Origin of the sequence: Rhodococcus sp. NPDC059234 (genome assembly GCF_042754225.1) — a bacterium.
In the GTDB taxonomy this organism is placed as follows: Bacteria; Actinomycetota; Actinomycetes; order Mycobacteriales; family Mycobacteriaceae; genus Rhodococcus_G.
In genome coordinates, this window is record NZ_JBHZAH010000008.1 from 48,035 (window position 1) to 73,574 (window position 25,540).

General features: G+C 70.7%; 22 protein-coding genes. 10 read left to right on the forward strand and 12 right to left on the reverse strand.

Annotated elements, in window-relative coordinates; translation table 11 throughout:
- Positions 1-66 precede the first annotated feature (66 nt).
- Positions 67-1,563 carry a glycerol kinase GlpK gene (gene glpK, locus ACFXGJ_RS03405; protein WP_378616482.1) on the reverse strand — a complete coding sequence of 499 codons (1,497 nt, stop codon included), beginning with the start codon at positions 1,561-1,563 and terminating at the stop codon, positions 67-69.
- A gap of 55 nt (positions 1,564-1,618) precedes the next feature.
- On the opposite strand from glpK, the gene ACFXGJ_RS03410 reads away from it, so the two are divergent.
- Positions 1,619-3,352 (forward strand): glycerol-3-phosphate dehydrogenase/oxidase, encoded by a 1,734-nt coding sequence (locus ACFXGJ_RS03410; RefSeq protein WP_378616484.1) that lies wholly within the window; start codon positions 1,619-1,621, stop codon positions 3,350-3,352.
- A gap of 18 nt (positions 3,353-3,370) precedes the next feature.
- Here the strand turns inward: ACFXGJ_RS03410 and ACFXGJ_RS03415 are convergent, their stop codons facing one another.
- Entirely contained in the window at positions 3,371-3,865 is a 495-nt protein-coding gene (locus ACFXGJ_RS03415) for a hypothetical protein (RefSeq protein ID WP_378616486.1), read from the reverse strand.
- Positions 3,866-4,093: 228 nt separating this feature from the next.
- Entirely contained in the window at positions 4,094-4,783 is a 690-nt protein-coding gene (locus ACFXGJ_RS03420; protein ID WP_378616488.1) for a TetR family transcriptional regulator, read from the reverse strand.
- Positions 4,784-4,840: 57 nt separating this feature from the next.
- Between ACFXGJ_RS03420 and ACFXGJ_RS03425 the strand changes: the two genes are divergently transcribed.
- Both ACFXGJ_RS03425 and ACFXGJ_RS03430 read left to right on the forward strand, forming a co-directional pair.
- Positions 4,841-5,608, forward strand: coding sequence for an SDR family NAD(P)-dependent oxidoreductase (locus ACFXGJ_RS03425; RefSeq protein ID WP_378616490.1), 768 nt, complete (start codon positions 4,841-4,843; stop codon positions 5,606-5,608).
- Between the two features lie 28 nt (positions 5,609-5,636).
- Positions 5,637-6,224 carry a TetR/AcrR family transcriptional regulator gene (locus ACFXGJ_RS03430; RefSeq protein ID WP_378616492.1) on the forward strand — a complete coding sequence of 196 codons (588 nt, stop codon included), beginning with the start codon at positions 5,637-5,639 and terminating at the stop codon, positions 6,222-6,224.
- A 38-nt stretch (positions 6,225-6,262) separates the two neighbouring features.
- Here ACFXGJ_RS03430 and ACFXGJ_RS03435 read toward each other — a convergent pair whose 3' ends face one another.
- The 4 genes from ACFXGJ_RS03435 to ACFXGJ_RS03450 all read right to left on the reverse strand — a co-directional run bounded on the left by ACFXGJ_RS03435 (position 6,263) and on the right by ACFXGJ_RS03450 (position 13,291).
- The gene (locus tag ACFXGJ_RS03435; RefSeq protein WP_378616494.1) at positions 6,263-7,048 is read right to left on the reverse strand and encodes an alpha/beta fold hydrolase; all 786 of its coding nucleotides are present in this window, start codon (positions 7,046-7,048) and stop codon (positions 6,263-6,265) included.
- A 165-nt stretch (positions 7,049-7,213) separates the two neighbouring features.
- On the reverse strand, positions 7,214-7,864 hold the full coding sequence (locus tag ACFXGJ_RS03440) for a hypothetical protein (protein WP_378616496.1): 651 nt from the start codon (positions 7,862-7,864) through the stop codon (positions 7,214-7,216).
- A 61-nt stretch (positions 7,865-7,925) separates the two neighbouring features.
- Positions 7,926-8,732 (reverse strand): DNA-formamidopyrimidine glycosylase family protein, encoded by an 807-nt coding sequence (locus tag ACFXGJ_RS03445; RefSeq protein WP_378616498.1) that lies wholly within the window; start codon positions 8,730-8,732, stop codon positions 7,926-7,928.
- 2 nt (positions 8,733-8,734) lie between these two features.
- The gene (locus tag ACFXGJ_RS03450; protein ID WP_378616500.1) at positions 8,735-13,291 is read right to left on the reverse strand and encodes an ATP-dependent helicase; all 4,557 of its coding nucleotides are present in this window, start codon (positions 13,289-13,291) and stop codon (positions 8,735-8,737) included.
- Between the two features lie 107 nt (positions 13,292-13,398).
- On the opposite strand from ACFXGJ_RS03450, the gene ACFXGJ_RS03455 reads away from it, so the two are divergent.
- From ACFXGJ_RS03455 to ACFXGJ_RS03465, 3 genes are all read left to right on the forward strand, one after another.
- The gene (locus ACFXGJ_RS03455; RefSeq protein ID WP_378616502.1) at positions 13,399-13,803 is read left to right on the forward strand and encodes a hypothetical protein; all 405 of its coding nucleotides are present in this window, start codon (positions 13,399-13,401) and stop codon (positions 13,801-13,803) included.
- A gap of 84 nt (positions 13,804-13,887) precedes the next feature.
- A complete protein-coding gene (locus ACFXGJ_RS03460; protein WP_378616557.1) occupies positions 13,888-15,537 on the forward strand; it encodes an alpha/beta hydrolase in 1,650 nt (549 codons plus the stop codon).
- A gap of 69 nt (positions 15,538-15,606) precedes the next feature.
- On the forward strand, positions 15,607-16,443 hold the full coding sequence (locus ACFXGJ_RS03465) for an alpha/beta fold hydrolase (protein ID WP_378616504.1): 837 nt from the start codon (positions 15,607-15,609) through the stop codon (positions 16,441-16,443).
- Here ACFXGJ_RS03465 and ACFXGJ_RS03470 read toward each other — a convergent pair.
- From ACFXGJ_RS03470 to ACFXGJ_RS03485, 4 genes are all read right to left on the reverse strand, one after another.
- Entirely contained in the window at positions 16,431-17,072 is a 642-nt protein-coding gene (locus ACFXGJ_RS03470) for a LuxR C-terminal-related transcriptional regulator (RefSeq protein WP_378616506.1), read from the reverse strand. The genes ACFXGJ_RS03465 and ACFXGJ_RS03470 overlap by 13 nt on opposite strands.
- Entirely contained in the window at positions 17,072-18,352 is a 1,281-nt protein-coding gene (locus ACFXGJ_RS03475; RefSeq protein ID WP_378616508.1) for a sensor histidine kinase, read from the reverse strand. The genes ACFXGJ_RS03470 and ACFXGJ_RS03475 overlap by 1 nt, the downstream gene beginning before the upstream one ends.
- 103 nt (positions 18,353-18,455) lie before the next feature.
- Positions 18,456-19,478: an acyl-CoA dehydrogenase family protein gene (locus ACFXGJ_RS03480; protein WP_378616510.1), complete on the reverse strand. Its 1,023-nt coding sequence runs from the start codon at positions 19,476-19,478 to the stop codon at positions 18,456-18,458.
- Positions 19,479-19,483: 5 nt separating this feature from the next.
- The gene (locus ACFXGJ_RS03485; RefSeq protein WP_378616512.1) at positions 19,484-20,092 is read right to left on the reverse strand and encodes a TetR/AcrR family transcriptional regulator; all 609 of its coding nucleotides are present in this window, start codon (positions 20,090-20,092) and stop codon (positions 19,484-19,486) included.
- Positions 20,093-20,163: 71 nt separating this feature from the next.
- Between ACFXGJ_RS03485 and ACFXGJ_RS03490 the strand changes: the two genes are divergently transcribed.
- From ACFXGJ_RS03490 to ACFXGJ_RS03500, 3 genes are read left to right on the forward strand one after another with little or no spacing between them, the layout of a single operon-like run.
- A complete protein-coding gene (locus tag ACFXGJ_RS03490) occupies positions 20,164-21,126 on the forward strand; it encodes a patatin-like phospholipase family protein (RefSeq protein WP_378616515.1) in 963 nt (320 codons plus the stop codon).
- The gene (locus ACFXGJ_RS03495; protein ID WP_378616517.1) at positions 21,123-22,610 is read left to right on the forward strand and encodes a flavin-containing monooxygenase; all 1,488 of its coding nucleotides are present in this window, start codon (positions 21,123-21,125) and stop codon (positions 22,608-22,610) included. Before ACFXGJ_RS03490 ends, ACFXGJ_RS03495 begins: the two co-directional genes overlap by 4 nt.
- Positions 22,607-23,536 (forward strand): SDR family oxidoreductase, encoded by a 930-nt coding sequence (locus ACFXGJ_RS03500; protein WP_378616519.1) that lies wholly within the window; start codon positions 22,607-22,609, stop codon positions 23,534-23,536. The genes ACFXGJ_RS03495 and ACFXGJ_RS03500 overlap by 4 nt, the downstream gene beginning before the upstream one ends.
- Here ACFXGJ_RS03500 and ACFXGJ_RS03505 read toward each other — a convergent pair.
- Positions 23,523-25,022, reverse strand: coding sequence for an aldehyde dehydrogenase family protein (locus ACFXGJ_RS03505; protein WP_378616521.1), 1,500 nt, complete (start codon positions 25,020-25,022; stop codon positions 23,523-23,525). The genes ACFXGJ_RS03500 and ACFXGJ_RS03505 overlap by 14 nt on opposite strands.
- Positions 25,023-25,074: 52 nt before the next feature.
- On the opposite strand from ACFXGJ_RS03505, the gene ACFXGJ_RS03510 reads away from it, so the two are divergent.
- Positions 25,075-25,521, forward strand: a complete 447-nt coding sequence (locus tag ACFXGJ_RS03510; RefSeq protein ID WP_378616523.1) for an Lrp/AsnC family transcriptional regulator — start codon at positions 25,075-25,077, stop codon at positions 25,519-25,521.
- Positions 25,522-25,540: the final 19 nt, after the last annotated feature.

Here is a 25,540-nt window from a genome sequence, read left to right on the forward strand (position 1 = left end):
CTCCCCGATGTCACACTGGTTCGACCCACCCGAACCGATGCGACATTGGGAAGGTGTGGGGGTGGGTCAGTCGACCCAGTCGTAGGTCCGCTCGACCGCCTTGTTCCATTCCCGGTAGAGCCGATCGCGTTCGGTGGCGGTCATGGCGGGAGTCCAGGTCTGCCCGACCTCCCAGTTGGCCCGGATGTCCTCCTCGCTCGACCAGAAGCCGACCGCGAGCCCGGCCGCGTAGGCCGCGCCGAGCGCGGTGGTCTCGTTGACCACCGGCCGGATCACCGGGACGTCGAGGATGTCGGACTGGAACTGCATCAGGGTCTGATTGAGCACCATGCCGCCGTCGACCTTGAGGGAGGTCAGCTTCACCCCGGAATCGGCGGCCGCGGCCTCGATCACCTCGCGGGTCTGAAATGCCGTGGCCTCGAGCGCGGCTCGCGCCAGGTGTCCCTTGTTGACGAACCTGGTCAGGCCGACGATGGCGCCGCGCGCGTCCGACCGCCACCGCGGGGCGAACAGTCCGGAGAACGCAGGCACGAAGTAGGCGCCGCCGTTGTCGGGTACCGAGGTCGCGAGCTCCTCGACCTCCTTGGCGGAGCCGATGATGCCGAGGTTGTCACGGAGCCACTGCACCAGCGAACCGGTGACCGCGACCGAACCCTCGAGTGCGTACACCGCCGGAGCGTCGCCGATGCGATAGCAGACCGTGGTGAGCAGGCCGTGCCTGCTGTGCACCGGCGTCGTGCCGGTGTTGAGTAGCAGGAAGTTCCCGGTGCCGTAGGTGTTCTTGGCCTCGCCGGGACTCAGGCACGCCTGGCCGAAGGTGGCGGCCTGCTGGTCGCCGAGGATGCCGGTGATCGGCACACCGGCGAGGCCGGTGCCCTCGCGGACCTGCCCGTACCGTTCGGAGGAGCTGCGGATCTGCGGCAGCAGGGACATCGGGACGGCCATGTCGGCGCAGATCTGCTCGTCCCAGTCGAGGGTCCGCAGGTTCATCAGCATCGTCCGGGACGCGTTCGTCACGTCGGTGACGTGCAGCCCGCCGTCCGGGCCGCCGGTGAGATTCCACACGATCCAGCTGTCCATCGTGCCGAAGCACAGTTCGCCGGCCTCCGCTCGGGCTCGAACGCCCTCGACATTGTCGAGGATCCAGCGCACCTTCGGCCCGGAGAAGTAGGTCGACAGGGGCAGCCCGGTGCTCTCGCGGTACCGGTCCGGCCCCTCCGCGCCCCCGAGCTCGGTGCACAGTTCGTCGGTCCGGGTGTCCTGCCAGACGATGGCGTTGTAGACGGGCTCGCCGGTGCGCCGGTCCCAGACGACGGTCGTTTCCCGCTGGTTGGTGATGCCGACCGCGACGATGTCGTGTCCGGTCAGGTCCGCGCCGGCGAGAGCCTTCGCGGTCACCTCGCGGGCGGCCCGCCAGATCTCGAGCGGGTCGTGCTCGACCCAGCCCGCCCGCGGGAAGATCTGCTCGTGCTCCTGCTGTGCGACGGCGACCACACCACCCGCGTGATCGAAGATCATGCAGCGGGTGGAGGTGGTGCCCTGATCGATCGCGGCGACATACACGGCTTGAAACTACTAGCCTGGACAAGAATCCGTCGACAACTCACGGGAGCTCACGTTGGCCAAGCATCAGGAAGCACAGTTTCTCGGTCCGCAGCAGCGGGCAGAGGCCTGGGACAACCTGCAATCCGAGCAATTCGACGTGGTGGTGATCGGTGGTGGGATCGTCGGTGCCGGCGCGGCGCTCGACGCCGCGACCAGGGGCCTGCGGGTGGCGCTGGTCGAGGCGAGGGACTTCGCCTCGGGCACCTCGTCCCGGTCGTCGAAGATGTTCCACGGTGGCCTGCGCTACCTCGAGCAGCTCGAATTCGGGCTGGTGCGAGAGGCATTGCACGAGCGGGAGCTCTCGCTCTCGACGCTGGCCCCGCATCTGGTCAAGCCGCTGAAGTTCCTGTTCCCGCTGACGCACCGGGTCTGGGAGCGGCCGTACATGGCCGCCGGTTTCCTGCTCTACGACCAGATGGGCGGGGCGAAGTCGGTGCCGCACCAGAAGCACCTGACCCGCTCGGCTGCGCTGCGAATGTCGCCGGGGCTCAAGCGAAGTGCGCTGATCGGTGGTATCCGCTACTACGACACCGTCGTCGACGACGCCCGCCACACCATGACGGTCGCCCGCACCGCCGCGCACTACGGCGCGGTGGTGCGCACGTCGACTCAGGTCGTGGGGTTCCTGCGGGAGGCGGATCGTGTTTCCGGTGTGCGCGTACGTGATTCGGAGGACGGCAGCACCGCGGAGGTGCGCGGCCACGTCGTGATCAACGCCACCGGCGTGTGGACCGACGAGATCCAGTCGCTCTCGAACCAGCGCGGCCGATTCCGGGTCCGCGCCAGCAAGGGCGTGCACATCGTGGTCCCGCGCGACCGGGTGGTCAGCGAGGCCGCCATCATCCTGCGGACCGAGAAGTCGGTGCTGTTCGTCATTCCGTGGGGTGGTCACTGGATCATCGGGACCACCGACACCGACTGGAATCTCGATCTCGCCCACCCGGCCGCGACCAAGGCCGACATCGACTACATCCTCGGTCAGGTGAACAAGGTGCTGGTCACCCCGCTCACCCACGCGGACATCGACGGGGTCTACGCGGGACTGCGACCGTTGCTGGCGGGGGAGAGCGACGAGACCTCGAAGCTCTCGCGCGAACACGCGGTGGCCCGCGTGGCGCCGGGATTGGTCGCGATCGCGGGCGGCAAGTACACCACCTACCGGGTGATGGCGGAGGACGCCGTCGACGCCGCGTCCGAGGACATTCCGGCCCGGGTGGCGCCGTCGATCACCGAGAAGGTTCCGCTGGTCGGCGCGGACGGGTACTTCGCGCTGGTCAACCAGGCCGTGCAGGTGGGTCAGAGCTACGGACTGCATCCGTACCGGGTCAAGCACCTGCTGGACCGGTACGGCTCGCTGATCCACGAGGTGCTCGACCTCGGTGCGGCGTCGCCGGAGCTGCTGCAGCCGATCACCGATGCCCCCGACTACCTGCAGGTCGAAGCCGTGTACGCGGCGGCGGCCGAAGGTGCGTTGCACCTCGAGGACATCCTCGCGCGGCGCACTCGGATCGCCATCGAGTACCCGCACCGCGGCGTCAACTGCGCCGAGCAGGTCGCGCAGTTGGTGGCGCCGATCCTCGGCTGGGACCAGGCCACCGTGGACCGTGAGGTCGAGACCTATCGCGCACGGGTGGTGGCGGAGGTCGAGTCGCAGGCGCAACCCGACGACGCGTCCGCGGACGCGTTGCGGGCCGCCGCGCCCGAGGCCCGGGCGGAAATCCTGGAGCCGGTGCCGCTCTCGCGCTGACGACCGGCGGTGCGGCGGTCAGTGCGTGAGGAGTAGCTTGACGCCGACGATCGCGATCGCCACGAGACTCAGCGTGATCGACGCGGCGAGCGTGCCCCGGTTGGGCCGCTCGCCGCGCAGCCGCGTGATCACGTAGGTGATGCCGGCAATGCGGGTGACCACCCAGATCTCGGCGAGCAGCAGGGCGGTCGAGAGGTCGATCCAGCCGAGCCCGCCCATCCCCACCACCATCGCGGGGATCAGCGCGGAGGTGAGCACGGGTACCGAGTCGCGCAACTCCTCGAGCTTCTCGATCCGGGTCAGGGACCGGCCGGACCGGGTGCTGCGCCCGACGGATTCGGCGAAGGCGTGTGCGATGAATGTCGAGATCCCGGTGCCGATGACGACGAATCCGGCGTGCGCGACGCTGGTGTTGTTCAGCGGGACGAGGGCGGTCAGCACCAGGATGTTGCCGTAGACGTAGGCGCTGATTCGGCTTGCGTAGTCCTCGGGGGACAGGGGCTCGCGCGTCATGCGATACAGCTTCGCACGACGCACAGCGCGCGGATCGGTCAGTGAGGGCGCGCGACGGATCGCGGGACCGACCGGGCGGCGATCCCGGAGTACGCCATGACGAGGAGGCTGACGACGGCGAGGGGTGCGATGATCATGCCTTCGATCCTCGCTGGCGAAGCCGTGACGCACATCGACGTGAAGTGTGAACTCGCTGAGAGTCGAGTAGTCCGAAAGTCGGACCCGTGGTCATCCCGCAGACGGATCCAGGGCCGAGCCCACCCCGGCGGTGAGGGCTCGGATGCAGCGGACGGCGATGTCGGCGGGAGTCGGGCCGGTGTCCTCGTCGCCCGCGGTGTCTCCGGTTCCGGCCCAGGTCTGGATGGCCAGGCGCATGGCGGTGTTGCCCGCGACCGCGAGCAGTCGGACCTCGAGCGGGTCCGCGTCGGGGCCGAGTCGCTCGCCGAGCACCGTCACCAGCGCCTCCTCGGTGTCGTGTACGACGCGGAACCACACCGCCTCGAGCGCGGGGTCGCCGGGGACGGCGCGCAGCAGGGCGCGGGTCAGGCGCAGCGAGTCCACGCCGAACCGGTCGGTGCGGGTCAGGGTGAGGCGGGCCGACGACTCGAGCGCCGCGGCGGCGGGGACGTCGGCAGGGGTGGCGGTGAGCTCGGTGATCCAATCCGTGACGCCGCCGGCGAGCAGCGGGCCGACCGCGTCCTCCTTGGTGCGGAAGTAGCGGTAGAACGTGCGCAAGCTGATGCCGGCCGCGGTCGCGATGTCGTCGGCGGTGACAGTGGAGACACCGCGCTCGGAGAACAGTTCGGCCGCGCAACGGGCGATGTCGAGCTGGGTCTTGGCCTTGCGCCGTTCGGTGAGCGAGAGGGGGGCTTGCGCAATCGGGTCCACCATGGACACCATCATGGCACGTTGTGCCACTCCGGCGTAGCGTGCAACTTAGGCTATCGACATCGTGAACTAGAGGGAGTGCTGAACATGAATCGCTTCGACGGACGCAAGGTGATCGTCACCGGCGCGGGATCGGGCATCGGCCAGGCCACCGTGGCCCGGATCCTCGACGAGGGTGGCGTCGTCGTCGGCGCCGACATCAACGCGGAGGGCCTCGAGGTCACCCGGCAGCGGGCCGAGGAGGCCGGCACCGCCGACCGCCTGAGCGTCACGACCGTCGACATCTCCAACGAGGACTCGGTCCGGGAGAACATCGGCGGCGCCATCGAGCGGCTCGGCGGGCTCCAGGTGCTGGTCAACGCCGCCGGCATCCTGCGGTCCTCGCACACAGCCGAGACCTCGCTCGAGTTCTGGAACACCGTGGTCGGCATCAACCTGACCGGCACCTTCCTCGTCACGCGGCAGGCGCTGCCGGCGCTGCTCGAGAACGGCAAGGGCGTGGTCGTGAACTTCAGCTCCACCTCCGCGCACTTCGCGCACCCGTACATGGCGGCCTACGCGGCGACCAAGGGCGGCATCCGGTCCTTCACCCACGCGATCGCGCTCGAGTACGCCAAGCAGGGCCTGCGTGCCGTGGCGGTCGAGCCCGGCTCCATCGCGTCCGGCATGACCAGCAACCCGGGCTTCCCGGAGGAGGGCCTGGACCCGAGCCTGATCGGCAAGCTGTACCCGTGGATCGGCGAGGGCTTCGCGCCGCCGGAGGACGTCGCCGGTGTCATCGCGATGCTCGCGTCCGACGACGGAAAGTTCGTCACCGGCACCGAGATTCGGATCGACGGCGGCACCCACATGTGACCGACTCGGCCCGAATACACTGGGGCCGATGAGCACCACCGACCGCCCCGGCCTCGACCAGCGCCGTCTGCAGAGACGGACCCGCCTGGTCGAGGTCGGGGTGGACCTGCTCGGCGACGCCGACGGGCCGGCGGTGAGCGTGCGTGCGGCGTGCCGCGCGGCAGGGGTCACCGAGCGGTACTTCTACGAGAGCTTCGCCGACCGTGACGCCTACATCCGCGAGGTCTACGCGGAGGTCGGCGAGCGGGCCCGAACGGCGCTGGTGTCCGCGGTCGCCGGCGCCGAGACCCCGACGGAGATCGCGGAACTCGCGGTCCGCGCGTTCGTCGCGCTCGTTCTCGACCACCCCGAGGCGGGTCGGGTCCTGCTGCTGGCGCCGCTGCGTGAACCCGCACTGGGCGGCCGGGGGCTCGCGCTGGCCCCGAGTTTCGTTGTGCTGGTGCAGGATCAGCTGCGAGAGGTCGCCGATCCCGACGAGCGTGCCCTGCGGGCGCTCGGTCTCGTCGGTGCTCTGACGAGCTTGTTCATCGGAGTCCTCGACGGCACCGTCGCCGTGCCGCGGGAGACGTTGATCCGGCACTGCCTGGGCCTGCTCGACCGGGCGAGCCGGGCGTAGCCCGAGGGGGCCTCCACCGCACCTGGCGGACACGCGTATCAGGATGCGCGCTCGGGTTGTCGACGGGTGACCCTGATCAGGTGGGCTCGCAGGGCGTCGGAGACGATTCCGGGGTTCTCGAGCATCGGAATGTGTCCGACGCCGGGGAGGACGACTTCCTCGACGTGGTCGGGCAGTTCGTCGATCAGCCGCTGCATGCATTCGTTCCGGGTCAGGAAGGTGTCGAACTCGGACAGGATCAACGATGTCGGGGCGGCGACCCGGTGGAGCTCCGTGAGCGGTCCGTCGCGGAGAAATGCCAGCTGGATCGGCAGGTAGACGGGGCAGTGAGAAACCGCGCGGAGCACATTCGCCGCATCGTCGGGGTCGACGGCGGTGGTGTCCCGGCTGCAGTTCCGGATGATCGGGCGTTGGAACCTCTCGCGAGTTGCGACTCGATCACCGAACACGCGGGCAGCGGCAGCGAGGGGGAATTGTGCAGTGAACCCAAGTCCGAGGCGAAACTCCGTGTAGGAGAAGCGCTTCCAACCTCCGCCGGGATTGATCGCAGCGAGGGATCTCGCGCGACCTCGGCGCTCGAGTTCGAAGCCGACCTGGCCGCCCAGCGAGTTTCCCGCGACGTGGCAGGTGTCCCAGCCAAGCGCGTCGAGTTCACGTTCGATTCCATCGGTTATCCCGCGGACCCCGAGATCGCGCAGACGCAGCCGAGGGCCACCCCAGTGCCCGGGCATCGTCATCGCAAGGACCTCGTAGTCGCTCGAGAGTCGGTCCACGACGCCGTGCCACACATGGTGCGACAGGGTGAATCCGTGGAGAAGGAGCACGGGCTCACCCGATCCCGCTCGGTTCACAGATGGCATCAGGTCCCCTCCCGCCACTGACCACTCAGTAGTAGCAGGGTTGGGCCGGAGGTGTCCACAGGTGATTTCCGTGAACGGCGTTCCCCCGCAGGTCGGTCGCTGCATGCGGTGCCCCACGGTATCCGGCGGTCAGGCTGCCCGTGGGTGGCGGCGTCGCTGGCGACCGAGCCTGGTGCGAACCGGTGGATGCGTGGGAGTGCCTGTTCGCCGCCCGATTGTCGAGGGTGTCGCGTCGAATGCGGCGCCGAGCCCGTCCGCGTCGCCGAGTCGGTCGGCCGCGAAGTCGTCAGCCCGGAACTCGAGCAACCACCTCAGGGGAGCGACGATCGCCACCCCGATGAGGATCGAAGCCACCGCCGGCAACAGTGTGTCGGTTTCGAAGACGAAGTCATTCTTCACGGCATCGGAGATGCTGCGCCACAGGCCCCATACGAGCGCGGCGACCGGAATGACGACGAGCACGGCAAGTCCCGTCATCCACGCGACCGTCGAGGCATTCTTGTCGCCGCGGTGCCCGAGTTCGTGGTGGATCGTCCAGGTGACAGCGTCGGACTCGGGTCCGCCGGCAGCGTCCATCCATCCGCGCTGGAAGGTGAGGGTGTCGTGGCGGGTGTCGTAACGCGCCATGAACGAGTTGCCGTCGACGAAGAGGACTTCCCGGATCGCGGTTTGACCCAGATCGGTGGCGATCTGCCGGACCCGATCCCGTACTCGGGATTCCGCCCCGGTCTGCGCTGGCTGCGGCTGTTGACGAGAGCTGCTCGGGCTCTGGTCGTGCATACGTGGGTCCCCTGATCTTCCGAGTCCGGACAGCACTCCGCAAACTACCCGGCGGTTGGCGTTATGTGGCGTTTGCCGGGTGTTCGGGGGGCGGTTGGCAGTTCGGGCACCAGAAGACCCGTCGCTCGCTGTCGGGACCCTCGCCGAGGGCGCCCGACTCGACGAGGGTGCCGCAGCGCAGACACGGTCGGCCGGCGCGGCCGTACACCCACGCCGTGCGGCCGCGGCGGCGGTCGCCGGTGGTCACCCGGACGGGGCGGTCCCGGTTCGCGACGAGCAGGCGACGGGCCAGGTCCATCCAGGCGGGTAGCTCGCCGACGGAGCCGACCGGCGTAGCCGGGTGCGCCCCGCGCAGGAAGCACAGTTCGCTGCGGTACTCGTTGCCGATGCCGGCCAGCACTCGCTGGTCGAGCAGCGCGACGCCGATCGGACGATCGAGGTCGGCGGACAGGTTCGCGGCCGCGAGCGCGGGATCCCAGTCGGGTCCGAGCAGGTCCGGCCCCAGGTGTCCGACCGCCGTACGTTCCTGCTCGCGAGTGAGCACCTCCACCGTCCCGAGCTCGAAACCGACGGCCAGGTGCCGCTCGTTGCCGAGCAGGATGCGGGCCTGCCAGGCGGGCCGACGCCACCGCGCCCCCGGCCGGTACACCTGCCACACGCCCTCCATCTTCAGGTGCGTGTGCACCGTGCGGCCGCCCACCCGGATCAACAGGTGCTTGCCGCGGCTGAGCACCTCGTCGACCGGTGCCGGTGTCAGGTCCACCGTCGCGTACCGCGGAACCCGGATGTCGCACACCGTCAGCGGCGCGCCCACCAGCGCGTCGCGCAACTGCCCCGCGGTCCGCCAGACGGTGTCACCCTCGGGCACGGTCAACTCCGGGCATACGAGGCCCGCTTCCGCAGTCCGCGTGGTGTCGCGGCGAAGCCCGCCTCCACCAGCACGGGCGAGAGCGTACTGCCGTGCACCGACTCGCCGTTCACCTTCTCGACCACGATCTTGTCTATCGCGCCGCCGTCGACGACACCCCCGAGCGCGCCCGCGGCGAGGCGAAGCGCCTCGCCGTCCTCGGCGAAGGTGAGCAGTGTCTTGCCGCCGCGTTCGACGTACAGCACCAGCTCCCCGTCGACCAGGACGACCATCGCTCCGGCCTTGCGTCCGGGCCGGTGCCCGCCCTCGGTCGACGGCCACGGCAGCGCAGCGCCGTACGGATTCGCCGGGTCGGCGGCGGCCAGGATGACGGCGCCGCCCGTCGGATCGGCGCGGGCGGTGGCGCGGTCGCCGGTCGTCTCCGCGTACCCGCGCAGCCGGTCGACCACCTCGGATGTGGAGAACTGCGCGGCGCCGAGACCGTCGACGAAGTAGCCGCGCCTGCACCGGCCGCTGTCCTCGAAGCCGCGCAACACCTTGTACATCAACGCGAATCCGCCGGGCACGTCCTCGGCGACGACGGCGCCGCGGGTGAGCACCCCGTAGCGGTCGAGCAGCAGGTCGGCGCGGGCGTGCGCGCGGACGGTGGGATCCGGTTCCGGTTCCGGCAGCAGGGACCACCGGCCGCCGACCGACGGCGGCCCGGTACGCGACGGCAGCGTCGGCCTGGGCAGGGCCCGGTACGCGCGGGTCCGTGGCGCCCGGCGCGGGGCCCGGTGACTGGGCGTCGCGCGGGTGGTGCCCGACAGCAGCGCACGCAGCGGAGCGAACGAATCGTTGCTCACATGCCCGGCCCACACCAGCTGCCACAGGGCATCGACCAGCACCGCATCGTCGGTGGATCCGATCTGGTCGGACAGGTTGCGGAAGAAGAACGCGCCGCCCGGTGTCAGGGCGTCGAGGATCGCCCGGTGCGTCTCGGACAGCTCGACGTCCTGCGGGGCCGGCAGCGTCAACGGCGCGGCGTCGGCCAGGTGCAGGCGCACCCAGCCGTCGCTCCCGGAGATCTGCCCGGCCCCCGACCACAACACCTCGCCGGTGGTGGTGAGTTCGTCGAGCATCGCGGGCCGGTAGTCGCGCACGCGCGACGGCAGCACCATCGACTCCCACGCCGAGGCCGGGATCGGGACGCCGGCCAGCTGGTCGATCACGGCGGCGACGCCGTCGACACCACGCAGCCCGCCGCCGACGTGCTGCCACTCCGGCAGGAACCGGCCCAGCACCTTCGGGTCGACGGGCTCGACCTCCTTGCGGGCGGCGGCCAGGGACCGGCGCCGCAGCCGGCGCAGCACCTCCGTGTCGCACCATTCCGAACCCGTTGCCGCCGGCCGGAACTCGCCCTCGACGACCCGCTTGTCCAGGGCGAGCCGGTGCAGGACGTCGCGGACCACCGAGGTGCCGAGGCCGAACCGGGCCGCGGCGTCGGCGAGCGTGAACGGTCCGTGGGTGCGGGCGTACCGGCCGATCAGGTCGCCGAGCGGGTCGTCGACCGGCTCGATGAACGCGGCCGGGGTGCCGATCGGCAGCGGCACGCCGAGGGCGTCGCGCATCCGCGAGGCGTCCTCGATGGCGACCCACCAGGACTGCCCGGCGAACCCCACCCGCATGGCGCGCTTGCGGGATTCGAGCTGCCCCAACCACTCCCGCGGATCGGCGACGCAACGGGCAGCGACCTCGACATCGGTGAGCGGGCCGAGCAGGCGCAGCAGATCCGCGACCCCTTCGGCGTCGCGGGCCCAGCGGTCCTCGACCAGGCGTTGCAGTTCGCGTTCGGTCTGCTCGATCACCGCCTCGTCCAACAGTTCCCGCAGCTCCACCCGCCCGAGCAGTTCGGCGAGCAGAGTCGAGTCCAGGGACAGGGCGGCGGCGCGACGTTCGGCGAGCGGGCTGTCGCCCTCGTACATGAAGGCGCCGACGTAGTCGAACAGCAGCGACGTCGCGAACGGGGACGGTGACGGCGTCTCCACCTCCACGATCCGGATCCGCCGACGGCCGACATCCGTGAGCAGCCGGGTCAGCGACGGCAGGTCGTACACGTCCTGCAGGCACTCGCGGACGGTCTCGAGCAGGATCGGAAACGTCGGAAACTTGCGGGCCACGTCCAGCAGTTGCGCGGACCGCTGCCGCTGCTGCCACAGCGGGGCGCGCCGGCCGGGATTGCGGCGCGGCAGCAGCAGGGCGCGGGCCGCGCACTCGCGGAACCGGGACGCGAACAGCGCCGAGTGACCGACCTGCTCGGTGACGATGTCCTCGATCTCGTCGCGGTCGAAGACGAACAGGTCCGCCCCCGGCGCCGCGTCCTCGGTGTCGGGCAGCCGGACGATGATGCCGTCGTCGGATGCCGTTGGCGCGGAGTCGATCCCGTACCGCTCCTGCAGCCGCGAGCCGATGGCCAGCGCCCACGGTGCGTGTACCGGCTGCCCGTACGGTGAGTGCAGCACGAGCCGCCAGTCGCCGAGCTCGTCGCGGAACCGTTCGAGCACCAGGGTGCGGTCGCTGGGCACCTGCCCGGTCGCCGCCCGCTGCTCCTCGACCAGGGCCAGCAGATTGTTCGTCGCGTTCTCGTCGAGGCCCTGCGCGGTCAGTCGTGTCCGCAGGTCCGCCGGGTCGCCGAGCGCGGTTTCACGCAGGAACCCGCCGAGCGCGGCGCCGAGTTCGGCGGGCCGGCCGAGGCCGTCGCCGTGCCAGAACGGCAACCGGCCCGGCATCCCGTACGCGGGGGAGACCAGCACCCGGTCGTGGGTGATCTCCTCGATCCGCCAGCTGGTCGCGCCGAGCGCGAACACGTCCCCGACCCTGGACTCGTAGACCATCTCCTCGTCGAGCTCACCGACCCGGGCGTTGCGTTCGCCCACCATGTACACCGTGAACAGCCCGCGGTCGGGGATCGCGCCGCCGGAGGTGACGGCCAGGCGCTGGGACCCCGGCCGGCCGGTCAGCACGTCGGCGTCCCGGTCCCACACCAGCCGCGGCCGCAGTTCGGCGAACTCGTCGGACGGATAGCGGCCGGCGAGCAGGTCGAGGGTCGCGTCGTAGGCCGAGCGGGGCAGGGTCGCGAAGCTCCCGGTGCGCCGGACCGCGTCGAACCACACGCCGGCGTCGATCGGGTCGAGCGCGCACACCGCGACCGTGTGCTGGGCCAGGATGTCGAGCGGATTGGCCGGTACCGCAAGGGCCTCGATCTGCCCGGTCGTCATCCTCTCGACGGTGACCGCGCAGTGGATCAGGTCGGTGCGATGCTTGGGGAACAGCACGCCGCGGGAGATCTCGCCGACCTGGTGCCCGGCCCGGCCGACGCGCTGCAGGCCGCTGGCCACCGACGGCGGCGCCTCCACCTGGATGACCAGGTCCACCGCGCCCATGTCGATGCCGAGCTCGAGGCTGGACGTGGCGACCACGCACCGCAGCCGGCCGGACTTCAGGTCGTCCTCGATCAGCGCGCGCTGGTCCTTGCTGACCGATCCGTGGTGGGCCCGCGCCAGCAGCGGATCGGCGCCGTGGTTCACCTCCGACGTCGACCCGATCTGCGAGGCTGGTGCGTGCACGGTCGCGACCGGCTCGCCGAGCCGCGACGCGTACACCTCGTTCAGGCGCGCGGTCAGTCGTTCGGCGAGCCGGCGAGAGTTGGCGAACACGATCGACGAGGAGTGCGCGAGCACCAGGTCGACGATCTGCTCCTCCACGTGCGGCCAGATCGAACCCTGCTGCGGTGCAGTGGATTCCGATGTCGGATCCGGGTCGGTGACGCCGAGCTCCGTCATGTCCTCGACCGGTACCCGCACGGTGAGGTCGAAGGTCTTCGGCGCGGGTGGCGCGACGATGTGCACCGGAGCCGACCCGGCGAGGAACCGGGCCACCTCCTCGTGCGGGCGGACGGTGGCGGAGAGCCCGATCCGCTGCGCGGGCCGGTCCAGCAGCATGTCGAGACGTTCGAGTGAGAGGGCGAGGTGCGCACCGCGTTTGGTGGCGGCGACCGCGTGCACCTCGTCGACGATCACCGTCTGCACGGTCGCCAGGGTCTCGCGCGCCGCGGAGGTGAGCATCAGGAACAGCGACTCGGGGGTGGTGATCAGGATGTCCGGCGGGGTGCGCAGCATGGTGCGCCGCGCGGCGGGCGTGGTGTCCCCCGACCGAACCCCCACGGAGATCTCCGGCGGTGTCACGCCGAGGCGCTTCGCGGTCTGGGTGATCCCGACCAGCGGGGCCCGCAGGTTCCGCTCGACGTCGACGGCGAGCGCCTTGAGCGGCGAGATGTACAGGACCGTGGTGCCCGGCCGACGTTCCTCGTCGGGCGGACGGGCGGCGAGCTGGTCGAGCGCCCACAGGAAGGCGGAGAGGGTCTTGCCGGATCCGGTCGGTGCCACGACCAACGCGTGCGAGCCGTCGGCGATCGCCTCCCACGCGCCCAGCTGGGCGGCAGTGGGCCCGGGAAAGGCACCGGCGAACCACTCCCGGGTGGGGGCGGAGAACCTGCCGAGCACCGTGTCCATGGTCTCCATAGTGCCCCGGCCCCCCGACACGGGGCGCACACTGAGGGTGGCGTGGCACATCCGAGGAGTCGGTAAACGCCGGCTCCGCTTCGCTTGGTCCGGAGAGGTGAACCGTCGTGTCCGAGAAGTCGAGCGTCAAGCAGGAGGTCGCGGCCCGCACGTCGATCGGCGCCGCGGTGCTCCTGGTCGTCGTCGGGGTGCTCCAGGTGCTCCAGGGGATCGCCGCGGTCGGCAACGACGAGATCTTCACCGTCGGCGTCGACTACACGTACGAGCTCGATCTGACCGCGTGGGGTTGGATCCACATCGCGCTCGGTGTGGTGATCGCGCTGGTGGGTGTCGCCTTGTTCGGCGCAGGGATATGGGCGCGGACGCTGGCGATCGTCATCGCGGGACTGTCGATCGTCGCCAACTTCCTGTGGCTGCCCTACAGCCCGTGGTGGGCAGGCCTGATCATCGCGCTCGACGTGGTCGTCATCTGGGCGGTCTGGAACTGGATCCCGAGCTCCGGCTGGGAGTAGCCGGTGCGGTAGGTGGAGGTAGCCGTGGCGCCGAAGGTCCTGGACTCGTCCGGCGGTCCGCCGGGTGCTGGAGTCGACGACGGTGTGCCGTCCGAATCCGGCGAGCAGCGGAAGCTGCTGTACCTCACCCTTCCCGGGTGTTGGGGCGCACTCGTTTTCGCGTGCCTCTCGTTCACGCCGTCGCTGCTCCCTCGCGGAGGACTCCTGCAGGGAGTGGTCGGTGGAATCACCGCAGCGATCGGGTACGGGCTGGGGGTGCTGGTGGCATTCGTCTGGCGCGCGTTCGCCGACCGAGGTCCTCGGCGTCCACGACGCGGCGCCTGGCGTGCTTTCGTCGTCGTCGGGGTGGTGCTGTTCGCTGTTGCGTTCGGCGTCGGGCAGTACTGGCAGCACCAGATCCGCGCGCTGATGGGGGTGACCGAACACAGCATCCCGCTCGTGGTTCTCGCACCCGTCATCGCGGCGGCGGTGTTCTGCCTCATCGTGGCGGTCGGGCGCGGCATCCGCGGCCTGTACCGCTGGAGCGCGAGGCTGCTCGACCGGTGGATCGGGCGGCGGGCGGCGGGCGTCGTCGGGTGGTTTCTGATTGCCGGACTCGTCTACGCGGTGGTGTCGGGGGTGCTGCTCGGCGGCCTCGTCGGTGTCGCCAACAGTGCCTTCTCGTTGCGGGACACGAAGACCCCCGAAGGCGTGCAGCAGCCGGTGACCGGCCTGCGCTCGGGTGGCCCCGGATCGGTGGTGCCGTGGGATTCGCTCGGGTGGCAGGGGCGCAGCTTCATCGGCGCAGGCCCGTCGACCGACCAGATCAGCCAGTTCGTCGACCACCCGGCCCTCGAACCGATTCGCACCTATGCCGGTCTGGCGTCGTCGGCGGATTCCGAGTCCCGCGCGGCGTTGGCGGTCGAGGACCTCACCCGGGCCGGGGGTTTCCAGCGCGGCAACCTGCTCGTGGTGACGACGACCGGGAGCGGATGGGTGGACCCGGCCCTGGTGGACACCTTCGAGTACCTCACCGGCGGCGACGCGGCGACCGTCGCGATCCAGTACTCGTATCTGCCGTCGTGGATTTCGTACCTGGTCGACCAGTCGAAAGCCCGGGAAGCCGGGCGCGATCTGTTCGACGCGGTCTACGACGTGTGGTCGAAACTGCCGCAGGACCACCGTCCCCGGCTGTTCGTCGCCGGCGAGAGCCTGGGCTCGTTCGGCGGCGAGACCGCCTTCAGCGGCGAATACGACCTGCGCAACCGAACCTCGGGAACGTTGTTCGCGGGCCCGCCCAATTTCAACACCCTTTTCCGCGAGTTCAGCGATCGGCGTGAGGCGGGGAGCCCGGAGGTCGAGCCGATCTACAAGGACGGGCGAACCGTGCGCTTCAGCAACGACCCCGGGGGCGGAATTCCACCCGCGGCGCGGCCGTGGGACGGCAGCCGTGTCCTGTACCTGATGCATCCGTCCGACCCGATCGTCTGGTGGAGTCCGAACCTGATCCTGACCGAGCCGGACTGGATCGGTCAGGCGCCCGGGCGGGACGTGCTCGAGGACATGGTCTGGATACCGTTCGTGACGTTCTGGCAGGTCACCGCCGACCTACCGTTCTCCACCGGAGTTCCGGGTGGTCACGGCCACACGTACACCAGCGAGTACGTCGACGGATGGAACGCTGTCCTGCGACCGGCGGGTCTCACCGCCGAGAAGCTCACCACCCTCAGGGGCGTGATCGGCGCGGGTGAGTAGCAGCCCCACGGACAGGGCGGCTGGCCGGAAATCGCAGAATCGGGGCGTACACCGTCCTACCGTGGAGAAATGGACTCGAGCGGGACTCCGTATCGCAGGGTGGGCAGCGGTGACCCCGTGCTCCTGATCCACCCGTTCGCCCTCTCTCACCACGTCTGGCACGCGACCGCCGACCTGCTCGCGGCCGAGTACGACGTGCTGGCGGCGTCGTTGCCGGGCCACTGGTGCGGTGAGCGGATTCGCGCCCGGGACGTGAGCATCGGCTCGTTCGCCGACGGGCTGGAACGGGTGCTCGACGGCCTCGGCTGGGACACCTGCCACCTGGTGGGTAACTCGCTCGGGGGGTGGCTGGCCTTCGAACTCGAACGACGCGGACGCGCCAGGTCGGTGACCGCGATCGCGCCGGCGGGTGGATGGGTGAACCCGTCGTGCGACGAGCTGCGGTTGGGTGCGATCTTCCTGGGACTGGCTCCGCTGATCGGCCTCGGCCGGGTGCTCGGCGACGCGGCGGCACGGATCCCGCTGGTGCGCAGGCAGTCGCTGCGGCTGCTCAGCCGCGACGTCGAGGCGGTGTCCGAGCGAGATTTCCGTACCGTCGTGCGGGCCGCCACGCACTGCAGTGCCTACCTGCCGACCGAGTGGATGGGGCTGCGGGACGGCGGGATTCGCGGCCTGGGTGCGGTGCGGGCGCCCACCCGGCTGGTGCTGTGCGACCACGACGTGCTGCTGCCCGTCGAGCGGTACGCGCGCAGGTTCCTCGACGAACTGCCGCCCGCGGTCACCAGCACGGTGCTGCCCGGTGTCGGACACGTGCCGATGCTGGAGGACCCGGTGTTGGTGGCCGACGTCATTCGTTGGCACGTCGAGCAGGTGCGTGCGGGCCGGGCGATCGATCAGTCCAGGTAGCGCAGGACAGCCAGCACGCGGCGGTGGTGCCCCTCCGACGGCGGCAGGTCCAGCTTGGTGAAGATGTTCCCGATGTGCTTCTCCACGGCTCGCTCGGTGACCTGCAGCGACGCGGCGAGCGCCGAGTTCGACAGCCCCTGCGCCATGAGGCCGAGCACCTCGCGTTCGCGTGGCGTCAGCCGGTCCAGCGCCTCGGTCCGCCTGCTCGAACCCATCAACTGCGTCACCACCTCCGGATCGAGCGCGGTCCCGCCCGCCGCGACCCGTTCCAGCGCGCCGACGAACTCGGCGACGTCGGCGACCCGGTCCTTGAGCAGGTACCCGACCCCCGCCGCCCGGCCCCCGAGAAGTTCGGTGGCGTAGCGGGTCTCGATCCACTGCGAGAACACCAGCACCCCGACGTCCGGGGACCTGCGGCGCAGCGCGACCGCCTCGACGAGCCCCTCGTCGGTGAACGTCGGGGGCATCCGGATGTCGACCACCGCGACGTCCGGCCGGTGCGCGGCGACCGCCTCGCCGAGCGCGGTCGCGTCGCCGACGGTGGCGGGCACCTCGTGGCCGCGCTCGATCAGCAGCTGGGCGAGGCCGTCCCGGAGGATCGCGTTGTCCTCGGCGATCACGATGCGCATCAGCGTGTCCCGTCGACCGGCAGGCAGAGGGTGACCACCGTCGGACCGCCGGCCGGGCTGTCCACAAGCAGTGATCCGTCCACGGTGCCGGCACGCGCAGCCAGGCCGGCGAGCCCGCTGCCCGCCCCGACGACGGCCCCGCCGACACCGTTGTCGCGCACCACGACCGACAGCGAATCGCCGTGCAGGCCGGCGGACACCCAGGCCCGCGTCGCACCGGAGTGGCGGGCGGTGTTGGTCAACAGTTCGGCGACGGTGAAGTAGGCGATGGTCTCGGTTCCGCGTGAGGGCCGCGGATCGATCGCGACGGACAGTTCGACCGGGACGGCGCTGCGGGCGGCCAGGGTCTCGAGTGCCGGGCCGAGCCCCAGGTCCAGGGCGGGTGGATGGATGCCGCGGACCATCTCCCGCAGCTCGGCGAGTGCATCCTTCGCCGCCGAGTGCGCGTCGTGCACCAGGTCGGACGGATCCTGGCCGGTTGCGATGCGTTCCTCGGCGCGGCCGAGGGTCATGGCCATGGCCACCAGCCGGGCCTGGGTGCCGTCGTGCAGGTCGCGTTCGACCCGCCGCAGCCTGGTCGCGGAGTCCTCCACCACCGCGGAGCGGCTGCGTTCGAGTTCCTCGACCCTGCGATCGCGCGGGGACGGGCCGAGCAGGAGCTGGATCAGGATGCGGTCGAGCGAGGCAAGCCCGCGAATCGGCCACGGCGCGAGGAACAGTCCCACGACGCCGACGGCCGACAATGCCAGCACCCCCGGCCAGCTGTCGACGTACACGTCGCCGAACTGGGCGATCGAGCGCCGGGGCGTGCCGGAGGCGTCGATGTTGACGGGGTCGATCAGCCACCACAGCAGCGGTGACGCGGTCAGGAACATGGCAATCGCCGAAAACAGCAGTGCGCCGAACACCGACACCACCGACAGCATGGACTTGATCAGCACGAACAGCACTGCGCGCCAGCCCGTCCGGTCGGTCAGGCAGGAGCGGACGAAGCCGAGGACCCCGGGCCGCGGCGCGAACACAGGCGGTTCGTCGACGTGGAGACGCAGCAGCGCCGCAGCGAGTCGGCGGTGGAGCAGGCCGAATCCCCTCGTGCCCACGATCATCGCCGCGAGCAGTGGAATCCCGATCAGCGTGACGACGAGCACCGCCCCGAAAATCGTACCTACGAACAGATACGTGAAGCCGATGACGGCCACTGCCGCCGAGGCCGCCAGATAGCCCGCCTCGCGCCAGGTCTTCGCGGCCACGGGCGCGCGGAGGAAGTCGGTGAATGTCATGACTGCGATGCTTCCCGAAAGGTGCTGTCGGTTCGAGGGGGCTGGCCCTCGGGCCGGGAGTGTGGCTACCCACACCCTCCTCGACGGCGCCGCGATCGTTCGGTCAGCGCTCCGCGTTCGCGCCGAACCGGTCCAGCAGCGCCGACCTGATCTGTGGCCGGGACGCGGCGACCATCGTCAGGGTCGCCTCCCGCACGAGCCGTTCGGCGGTGCTGCCGCTGAGCGCCGCGGCACTACCGGTGGCCGCCACCAGCGCGGCGGCCGCCCGCAGGGCGAGCTCGGAGGCCTGCGCGCGTGCGGCGAAGAGATCTCCGCGACCGGACTGCGCGGCGTCGAGGTTCGCGCGCACGCCCGACACCTCGTCCGCCAGCCGGGTGGTGTCACAACCCGTCTCGGCGAGTTCGGCGAGGCAGCGTCGCGTCACGCCCGTCGCCATGCACGCGTTGAGCCACGATCCGAAGGTCTGCCCGGCCCGGAACTGTTCGGGGGAGGCCACGTTCACCACCCGGTCGTCGGCCACCTCGAATCCGTCGAAGCGCATGCGCACGGTGTTGCTGCCGCGGGCCGCGATCAGCGGCAGGTCCTCGACGGCGATCCCGTCGGCCGGGCCGGCGGTGACGAGCGCGTGCACGATCGAGTCGTCGAACTCGTCGCGCGCGCTCAGCTGCAGGACGTCGACGATGCCCCAGCCGGTGACGAAGGGGGCCACCCCGTCGAGGACGTAGCCGCCGTCGACCCGGCGCGCGTACAACAGCGGTGGTTGCGGGATCGCCCCGGCGAAGGCGACCCCGGCGCGAACGGTTCCGGCCAGCAGGCCGTCCCAGTACCGTTCGCGCAGTGCCGGATTGGGGCTGCCGGCAAGTCCGGCGACCACGCCGTGGTGCTGCATCCAGGTGAAACTTGTGGCCAGGCATCCGCCGCACAGCGTCTCCACCACGGCGACCAGGTCTTCGAGTTCGAGTGTGGGACCGCCCGTCTCGGGTGGCGCCGCCATGGCGTAGAAGCCGGCCTCGGCCAGCGCCTCGAAGTGGCTCACCGGGATCTCACCGTCGGCGTCGACGCTGCTCGCGGCCGGGAACAGCACGTCCTCGGCGATGTCGTGCGCGAGTTTCGGCCAGTTCGTCACCGAAGTCAGGGTAGTGCGGTGGACCTCGAAGCGGTGAGAAGCGCGCGGACGTTTCGGGTGAGCGCGCCGGTGGAGATCGTCGGGTCGATCGCGCGCTGGATGCCCAGGCCCACACCCATGCTCAGCGCGCTCGTCGCGGCGTCCTCCGCCGATACCGGCAGGGTGACCTCGCCGGACGCCACGAGCGAGGCGAGCACGGCGGCCACCATGCTGTGTACCGTGCCGAGGCCGGCGCCGAGCGCGGCCCGCAGTTCCGGGTCGTGGCGGGCCAGCACGATGACCTCGAACTCGAGCATCGTCCACCCGACGTCGCCGAGGGTGCGCTCGGCCCACTCCTCGAACGCGGCGAGCCGCTCCTCCAACGGCGCCTGCCGTGCCAGCACCGCGGCGACCTCGGCGCCCTTGGTGGTGTGGATGAGTTGCAGCACCTCCAGGCACAGCTCCTTCTTGTTGCGGAAGTTCGAGTACACCGCCCCCTTGGAGTAGCCGGCCTCCTCGGCCACCTTCTCGAGCGAGGTTGCGGCGTACCCGTCGGCGAGGAACAGGTCGCGCGCGGTCGCCACCAGGTGTGCCCTCGTCTGGGCCTGACTCTCCGACCTGGTCATTCGCGCCATGACGACTCCGTTCCGAGAAAACTCTCCGATTTGGCATACCCATCGTATTCGAATACTGCTAGTTTCTGAATATGACTGCGAGTGACAGACAACTTCGTCGGGGCCTGGTGATCGGCTGCGGCGGCACGCTCGGTGCGGCGTGGACGGTCGCGGCGCTGGCCGCGGTCCGTGACGCGCTGGACTGGGATCCGCGCGAGGCCGAGGTACTGGTCGGCACGTCGGCAGGTGCGGAACTGGTCACCATGCTCGGCGGTGGGGTGGGGGTGGACGAACTGCTCGCGATGCAGCTGGGGGAGCAGGTCACCCATCCGGCGCTGCGCGCCCACCTCGCCGACGCGCCGGGACGGATCCCGCCGCTGCCGCGGTTCGGGCTCGGCTCGCCGCGGCTGGCGCGTTCCGGCCTGCGTCGCCAGGTCGCGCCCGTCACCGCGCTGAGCGGCCTGCTGCCGACCGGCCGTGGCGACGCCGGCTGGCTGCACCGGCTCGCGCTCGGTGTGGCCCCGGGCGGCACCTGGGTCTCGCACCCCGCGACCTGGCTCGTCGCGATGGACTACGACAGCGGAGAGCGTGTCGCGTTCGGCTCGCCCGGTGCCCCGGAAGCGACACTCTCGCAGGCACTTCGGGCCTCCTGGGCGATACCGGGCTGGCTGCCGCCCGTGCGGGTCGGCGACCGCCGGTTCGTCGACGGCGGCGCGGCGTCGACCGCCTCGGCGGACCTGGTGGCACCCCTCGATCTCGACGAACTGGTGGTGCTGGCGCCGATGGCCTCTACCGGGCGGGTCCCCGGCCGTGGCGCCGCGCGGGCCGAGCGCCTGGTCCTGCGCGGCTGGATGAGCGCAGGCCTGGACGCGGAGGTCGCCGCCGTCGAGGCGGCGGGCACCCGGGTTGTCCGGCTCGATGCCACCGCCGAGGACCTGGCCGTGATGGGCCCGAACTTCATGGACGACCGCAGGCGACTCGCCACCCTCGAGTCCTCGCTGCGGACCACCAGGGCCGCCCTGGCCCACCGACTCGCAACGGGAGACGTGCGATGACGCAAGCACAGCATTTCGAGTTCCTCATCGTCGGCGCCGGGATATCCGGCATCGGCGCGGCCATCACCCTGCGCAGGATGGGGATCACCGATTTCGCGATCCTCGAGAAGAGCGACTCGTTCGGCGGGACCTGGCGCGACAACAGCTATCCCGGGTGCGCGTGCGACGTCCCGTCCGGCCTCTACTCCTACTCGTTCGCCCCGAACCCCGAGTGGACCCGGCTCTTCGCCGGGCAGGAGGAGATCCGTCGGTACATCGACCGCACCGCCGCCGAGCACGGCATCGAGGCGCACGTGCGTTTCGGCACCGAGATGGCCCGCGCCCAGTGGGACGAGCCGCGCAGGCGGTGGATCGTGGAGACCTCGGCGGGCACGTTCACCGCGAACTCCGTCGTCGCCGCCGCGGGCCCCTGGAACGAGCCGCTGACTCCCGACGTCCCGGGCCTGGACACCTTCGAGGGCGAGGTCTTCCACTCGTCCCGGTGGAACCACGCCTACGACCTGACCGGCAAACGGGTCGCGGTGGTCGGAACCGGTGCCTCCGCAGTGCAATTCGTACCCGCGATCCAGCCCGAGGTGGAGCGGCTGCACCTGTACCAGCGCACCGCGCAGTGGGTGCTGCCGAAGCCCGACCACTACGTGCCGAGGATCGAGCGATGGGCGATGCGGCGCATCCCCGGCGCGCATCGGGCACTGCGCTCGGTCGAGTACGCGATCATGGAGGCACTCGGCGTCGGGTTCCGGAACCCGTGGATCCTGCGGATCGTGCAGCAGATCGGCCGCGCCCAGCTGCGGGCCCAGGTCCGCGACCCCGAACTGCGCAAGGCCCTCACCCCCGACTACACGCTCGGCTGCAAGCGGCTGCTGCTGTCGAACACCTACTACCCGGCGCTGACCGAGCCGAACGTCGAGGTGCACGCGAACGCGGTCGCGGCCGTGCGCGGGAACACCGTCGTCGGCGCCGACGGCTCGGAGCGGGAGGTCGACGCCATCATCTTCGGCACCGGCTTCCACATCCTGGACATGCCGATCGGCAGCAAGGTCTTCGACGGCGGTGGCCGCAGCCTCGACGACCACTGGAAGGGCAGCCCCCAGGCGTACCTCGGCACCACCGTCGCCGGGTTCCCCAACGCGTACGTGCTGCTCGGTCCCGCCCTGGGCACCGGCCACACCTCCGCGTTCATGATCCTCGAGGCGCAGCTCGAGTACATGGCGCAGGCGATCGCGGCGGCCCGCGCGGGCGGCTGGACCAGGATGGAGACCCGGCCCGAGGTGCAGGCGGCGTTCAACGCCGACGTGCAGCAGGCGCTGGCCACCACCGTCTACAACGCAGGCGGATGCCAGAGCTACTTCCTGGACGTCAACGGGCGCAACAGCTTCAACTGGCCGTGGTCCACGGACCGGATGCGGACCCGGCTCGGCGAGTTCGACGAGCGTGCGTACGAGACCTCCACCGACCTCCCCACAGAAATGGCGACCCGATGAACCTCACAGCACAGCAGCGGTACCCCGCGATCGACCTCGCCGGGGCCGTCGTCCTCGTCACCGGCGCCGGGCGCGGGATCGGCCGGGCCACCGCGCTGGCCATGGCCGCGCGCGGCGCCAAGATCGCGGTCGCCGACCTCGACCGCGCCGCGGCCGACGACGTCGCCGCCGAGATCGGTTCGGCGGCACGGGCCTACACCCTGGACGTGCGCACTCGAGCGTCCTGGGACGCCTGCGTGGCGGCGGTGACCGCCGACCTCGGCCCGATCGACGTCCTCGTCGGCAACGCCGGCGTGATGCCGGTCGCCCGGTTCCTCGAGGAGCCGGACGAGATCGGCGAGGCCACCATCGACGTGAACGTGTGGGGCCTGATCCACGGGATGCGGGCGGTGGCCCCGGCGATGATCGAGCGCGGTCGCGGGCACATCGTCAACGTCGCCTCGCTCGCCGGGAAGATCGCCATCCCCGGCCTCGCGGTCTACAACGCCAGCAAGTTCGCGGCCGTGGGACTCTCGTCCGCGGCGCGGCTGGAGTTCGCCGACCACGGGGTGAGCGTGTCCACGGTGCTGCCGAGCGCGGTGCGCACCACGCTCACCTCCGGGCTGCCGTTGGGCAAGGGCCTGCCGACGGTGGAGCCCGAGGACATCGCCGCCGCGGTCGTGCGCACCTGCCGCACCCGCCGGGCGCAGACCCCGGTGCCCGGCTACCTGGCCGCCCTCGACCTCGGCCTGGCGCTGGCCCCCGAACCGCTCATCGTGCTGGTGCGCCGGGTGGTCGGCGGGAACCGGGCTGTCACATCCGTCGACCAGACCGGGAGGGCGGACTACGACGATCGGGTTCAGGCGCTGACGCGCAGTGGTGCGGATACGGAGGGTCCGGACTCCGAAAGCACACCACTGCGGCGGAGCCGCATCAGCCGAACCTGACGCCCTGGGCGAGGGGCAACTGGGTCGAGTAGTTCACTGTGTTCGTGGCCCGGCGCATGTAGGACTTCCATGCGTCGGAGCCGGACTCGCGGCCGCCGCCGGTCTCCTTCTCCCCGCCGAACGCGCCGCCGATCTCCGCGCCGGAGGTGCCGATGTTCACGTTGGCGATTCCGCAGTCGGAGCCGTCGGCGGCCAGGAACCGCTCGGCCTCGCGCTGGTCGAGGGTGAAGATCGACGAGGACAGGCCCTGGGGCACGTCGTTGTGCAGGGCGATGGCCTCGTCGAGGGAGTCGTAGCCGAGTACGTAGAGGATGGGGGCGAACGTCTCCTCGCGCACGACCTCGGTCTGCGCCGGCATCCGGACCAGGGCCGGCGTGACGTACACACCCTCGCGGGGGAGTCGTTCGCCTCCGCAGACGAGCGTCCCGCCGTCGGCCGCGGCCCGGTCCAGCGCGGACGTCATCGCGGTCCAGGACTGTTCGCGGATCAGGGGGCCGACCAGCACGCCGTCGTCGCCGGGGTCCCCGACCCGCAGCTGTCGGTACGCGTCGGCGATGCGGCCGACGACGGCGTCGACGATCGAGGTGTGCACGATCACCCTGCGCAGGCTGGTGCACCGCTGGCCGGCGGTTCCCGCCGCGGAGAACACGATTCCCCGCACGGCCAGATCGAGGTCCGCCGACGGCGCGACCACTGCGGCGTTGTTGCCGCCCAGCTCCAGCAGGCACCGGCCGAACCGGGACGCCACACGCGGCCCGACCGCCCGGCCCATCCGGACCGAACCGGTCGCGCTGACGAGTGCGACGCGCGGGTCGTCGACCAGTTGCTCGCCGACCGGTCCCGCACCGAGTACCAGCCGGTGCACGCCGTCCGGCGCGCCGACGTCCCGTGCGGCCCTGCGCAGCAACGCATCACACGCGATCGCGGTCAACGGGGTCAGCTCGGACGGCTTCCACACCACGGTGTCGCCGCAGACCAGGGCCAGCGCGGTGTTCCAGGACCACACCGCGACGGGGAAGTTGAACGCGGAGATCACCCCGACCACGCCGAGCGGATGCCAGGTCTCCATCAGCCGATGGCCGGGCCGCTCGGAGGCCATCGTCCGCCCGTACAGCTGCCGGGACAACCCGACCGCGAACTCGCAGATGTCGATCATCTCCTGCACCTCGCCCAGCGCCTCGGAGGTGACCTTCCCCGCCTCGACGGTGACAAGCTCGGCGAGGTCGGCCTTGTGTTCGGTCAGTAGTTCCCCCAGTCTGCGGACCAGGGTGCCGCGCTGCGGGGCGGGAACCGTGCGCCAGCGCGAGAAGGCCTGGTGTGCATCGTCGATCGCGTTCGACACCTGCCCGGCATCGCTCGGGGCGAGTCGGTACAGGACGGAGCCGTCGATCGGGGTGGACGCGAGCAGGTCGCCGCCCGCGTCCGGGGCGGCAGCGCCGCAGGCGCGCAGCGCACGGTCGGCGCGGGTACGCAGTGATGCGCTCATCGGACACTCCTCGTGGGTACGTGGACGGGGCGTACTGGGTTAGCCTGCCCAGATGCCGGAGCCATTGGACGAGATCGACACGCTGCTCGTGCGTGAACTGGTCGACGACGGCCGCGCGACGCTGGCGACGCTGGCGCAGAAGGCCGGGCTGTCGGTCTCCGCGGTCCAGACGCGTGTGCGCAGGCTCGAGACGCGCGGGGTGATCCGTGGGTACACCGCGCGCGTCGATCCGGCGGCGCTGGGGGAGGCGTTGTCGGCATTTGTGGCGATCACCCCGTTCGATCCGTCGAGTCCGGACGACGCACCCGCTCGGCTCGCGCACATCCCGGCGATTCGATCGTGCCACTCGGTCGCGGGGGAGGAGAGCTACGTGCTGGTGGTGCGGGTGGCGTCGCCGCGCGAACTCGAGCAGTTGCTGCAGGAGATCCGCACGACCGCGAACGTCCGAACGCGCAGCACCATCGTTTTGCAGACATTTTACGACAGGGAAGTCCAGTAGAGGCAAAGTTACTGTTTGA

What these genes read in the sequence shown, in the direction of transcription:
- ACFXGJ_RS03415 (WP_378616486.1), bottom strand. Translation starts at nt 3,865, where the DNA reads ATGACGCGCGAGCCCCTGTCCCCCGAGGACTACGCAAGCCGAATCAGC.
- ACFXGJ_RS03425 (WP_378616490.1), top strand. Translation starts at nt 4,841, where the DNA reads ATGAATCGCTTCGACGGACGCAAGGTGATCGTCACCGGCGCGGGATCG.
- ACFXGJ_RS03430 (WP_378616492.1), top strand. Translation starts at nt 5,637, where the DNA reads ATGAGCACCACCGACCGCCCCGGCCTCGACCAGCGCCGTCTGCAGAGA.
- ACFXGJ_RS03440 (WP_378616496.1), bottom strand. Translation starts at nt 7,864, where the DNA reads ATGCACGACCAGAGCCCGAGCAGCTCTCGTCAACAGCCGCAGCCAGCG.
- ACFXGJ_RS03450 (WP_378616500.1), bottom strand. Translation starts at nt 13,291, where the DNA reads ATGGAGACCATGGACACGGTGCTCGGCAGGTTCTCCGCCCCCACCCGG.
- ACFXGJ_RS03465 (WP_378616504.1), top strand. Translation starts at nt 15,607, where the DNA reads ATGGACTCGAGCGGGACTCCGTATCGCAGGGTGGGCAGCGGTGACCCC.
- ACFXGJ_RS03470 (WP_378616506.1), bottom strand. Translation starts at nt 17,072, where the DNA reads ATGCGCATCGTGATCGCCGAGGACAACGCGATCCTCCGGGACGGCCTC.
- ACFXGJ_RS03475 (WP_378616508.1), bottom strand. Translation starts at nt 18,352, where the DNA reads ATGACATTCACCGACTTCCTCCGCGCGCCCGTGGCCGCGAAGACCTGG.
- ACFXGJ_RS03485 (WP_378616512.1), bottom strand. Translation starts at nt 20,092, where the DNA reads ATGGCGCGAATGACCAGGTCGGAGAGTCAGGCCCAGACGAGGGCACAC.
- ACFXGJ_RS03490 (WP_378616515.1), top strand. Translation starts at nt 20,164, where the DNA reads ATGACTGCGAGTGACAGACAACTTCGTCGGGGCCTGGTGATCGGCTGC.
- ACFXGJ_RS03495 (WP_378616517.1), top strand. Translation starts at nt 21,123, where the DNA reads ATGACGCAAGCACAGCATTTCGAGTTCCTCATCGTCGGCGCCGGGATA.
- ACFXGJ_RS03500 (WP_378616519.1), top strand. Translation starts at nt 22,607, where the DNA reads ATGAACCTCACAGCACAGCAGCGGTACCCCGCGATCGACCTCGCCGGG.
- ACFXGJ_RS03505 (WP_378616521.1), bottom strand. Translation starts at nt 25,022, where the DNA reads ATGAGCGCATCACTGCGTACCCGCGCCGACCGTGCGCTGCGCGCCTGC.
- ACFXGJ_RS03510 (WP_378616523.1), top strand. Translation starts at nt 25,075, where the DNA reads ATGCCGGAGCCATTGGACGAGATCGACACGCTGCTCGTGCGTGAACTG.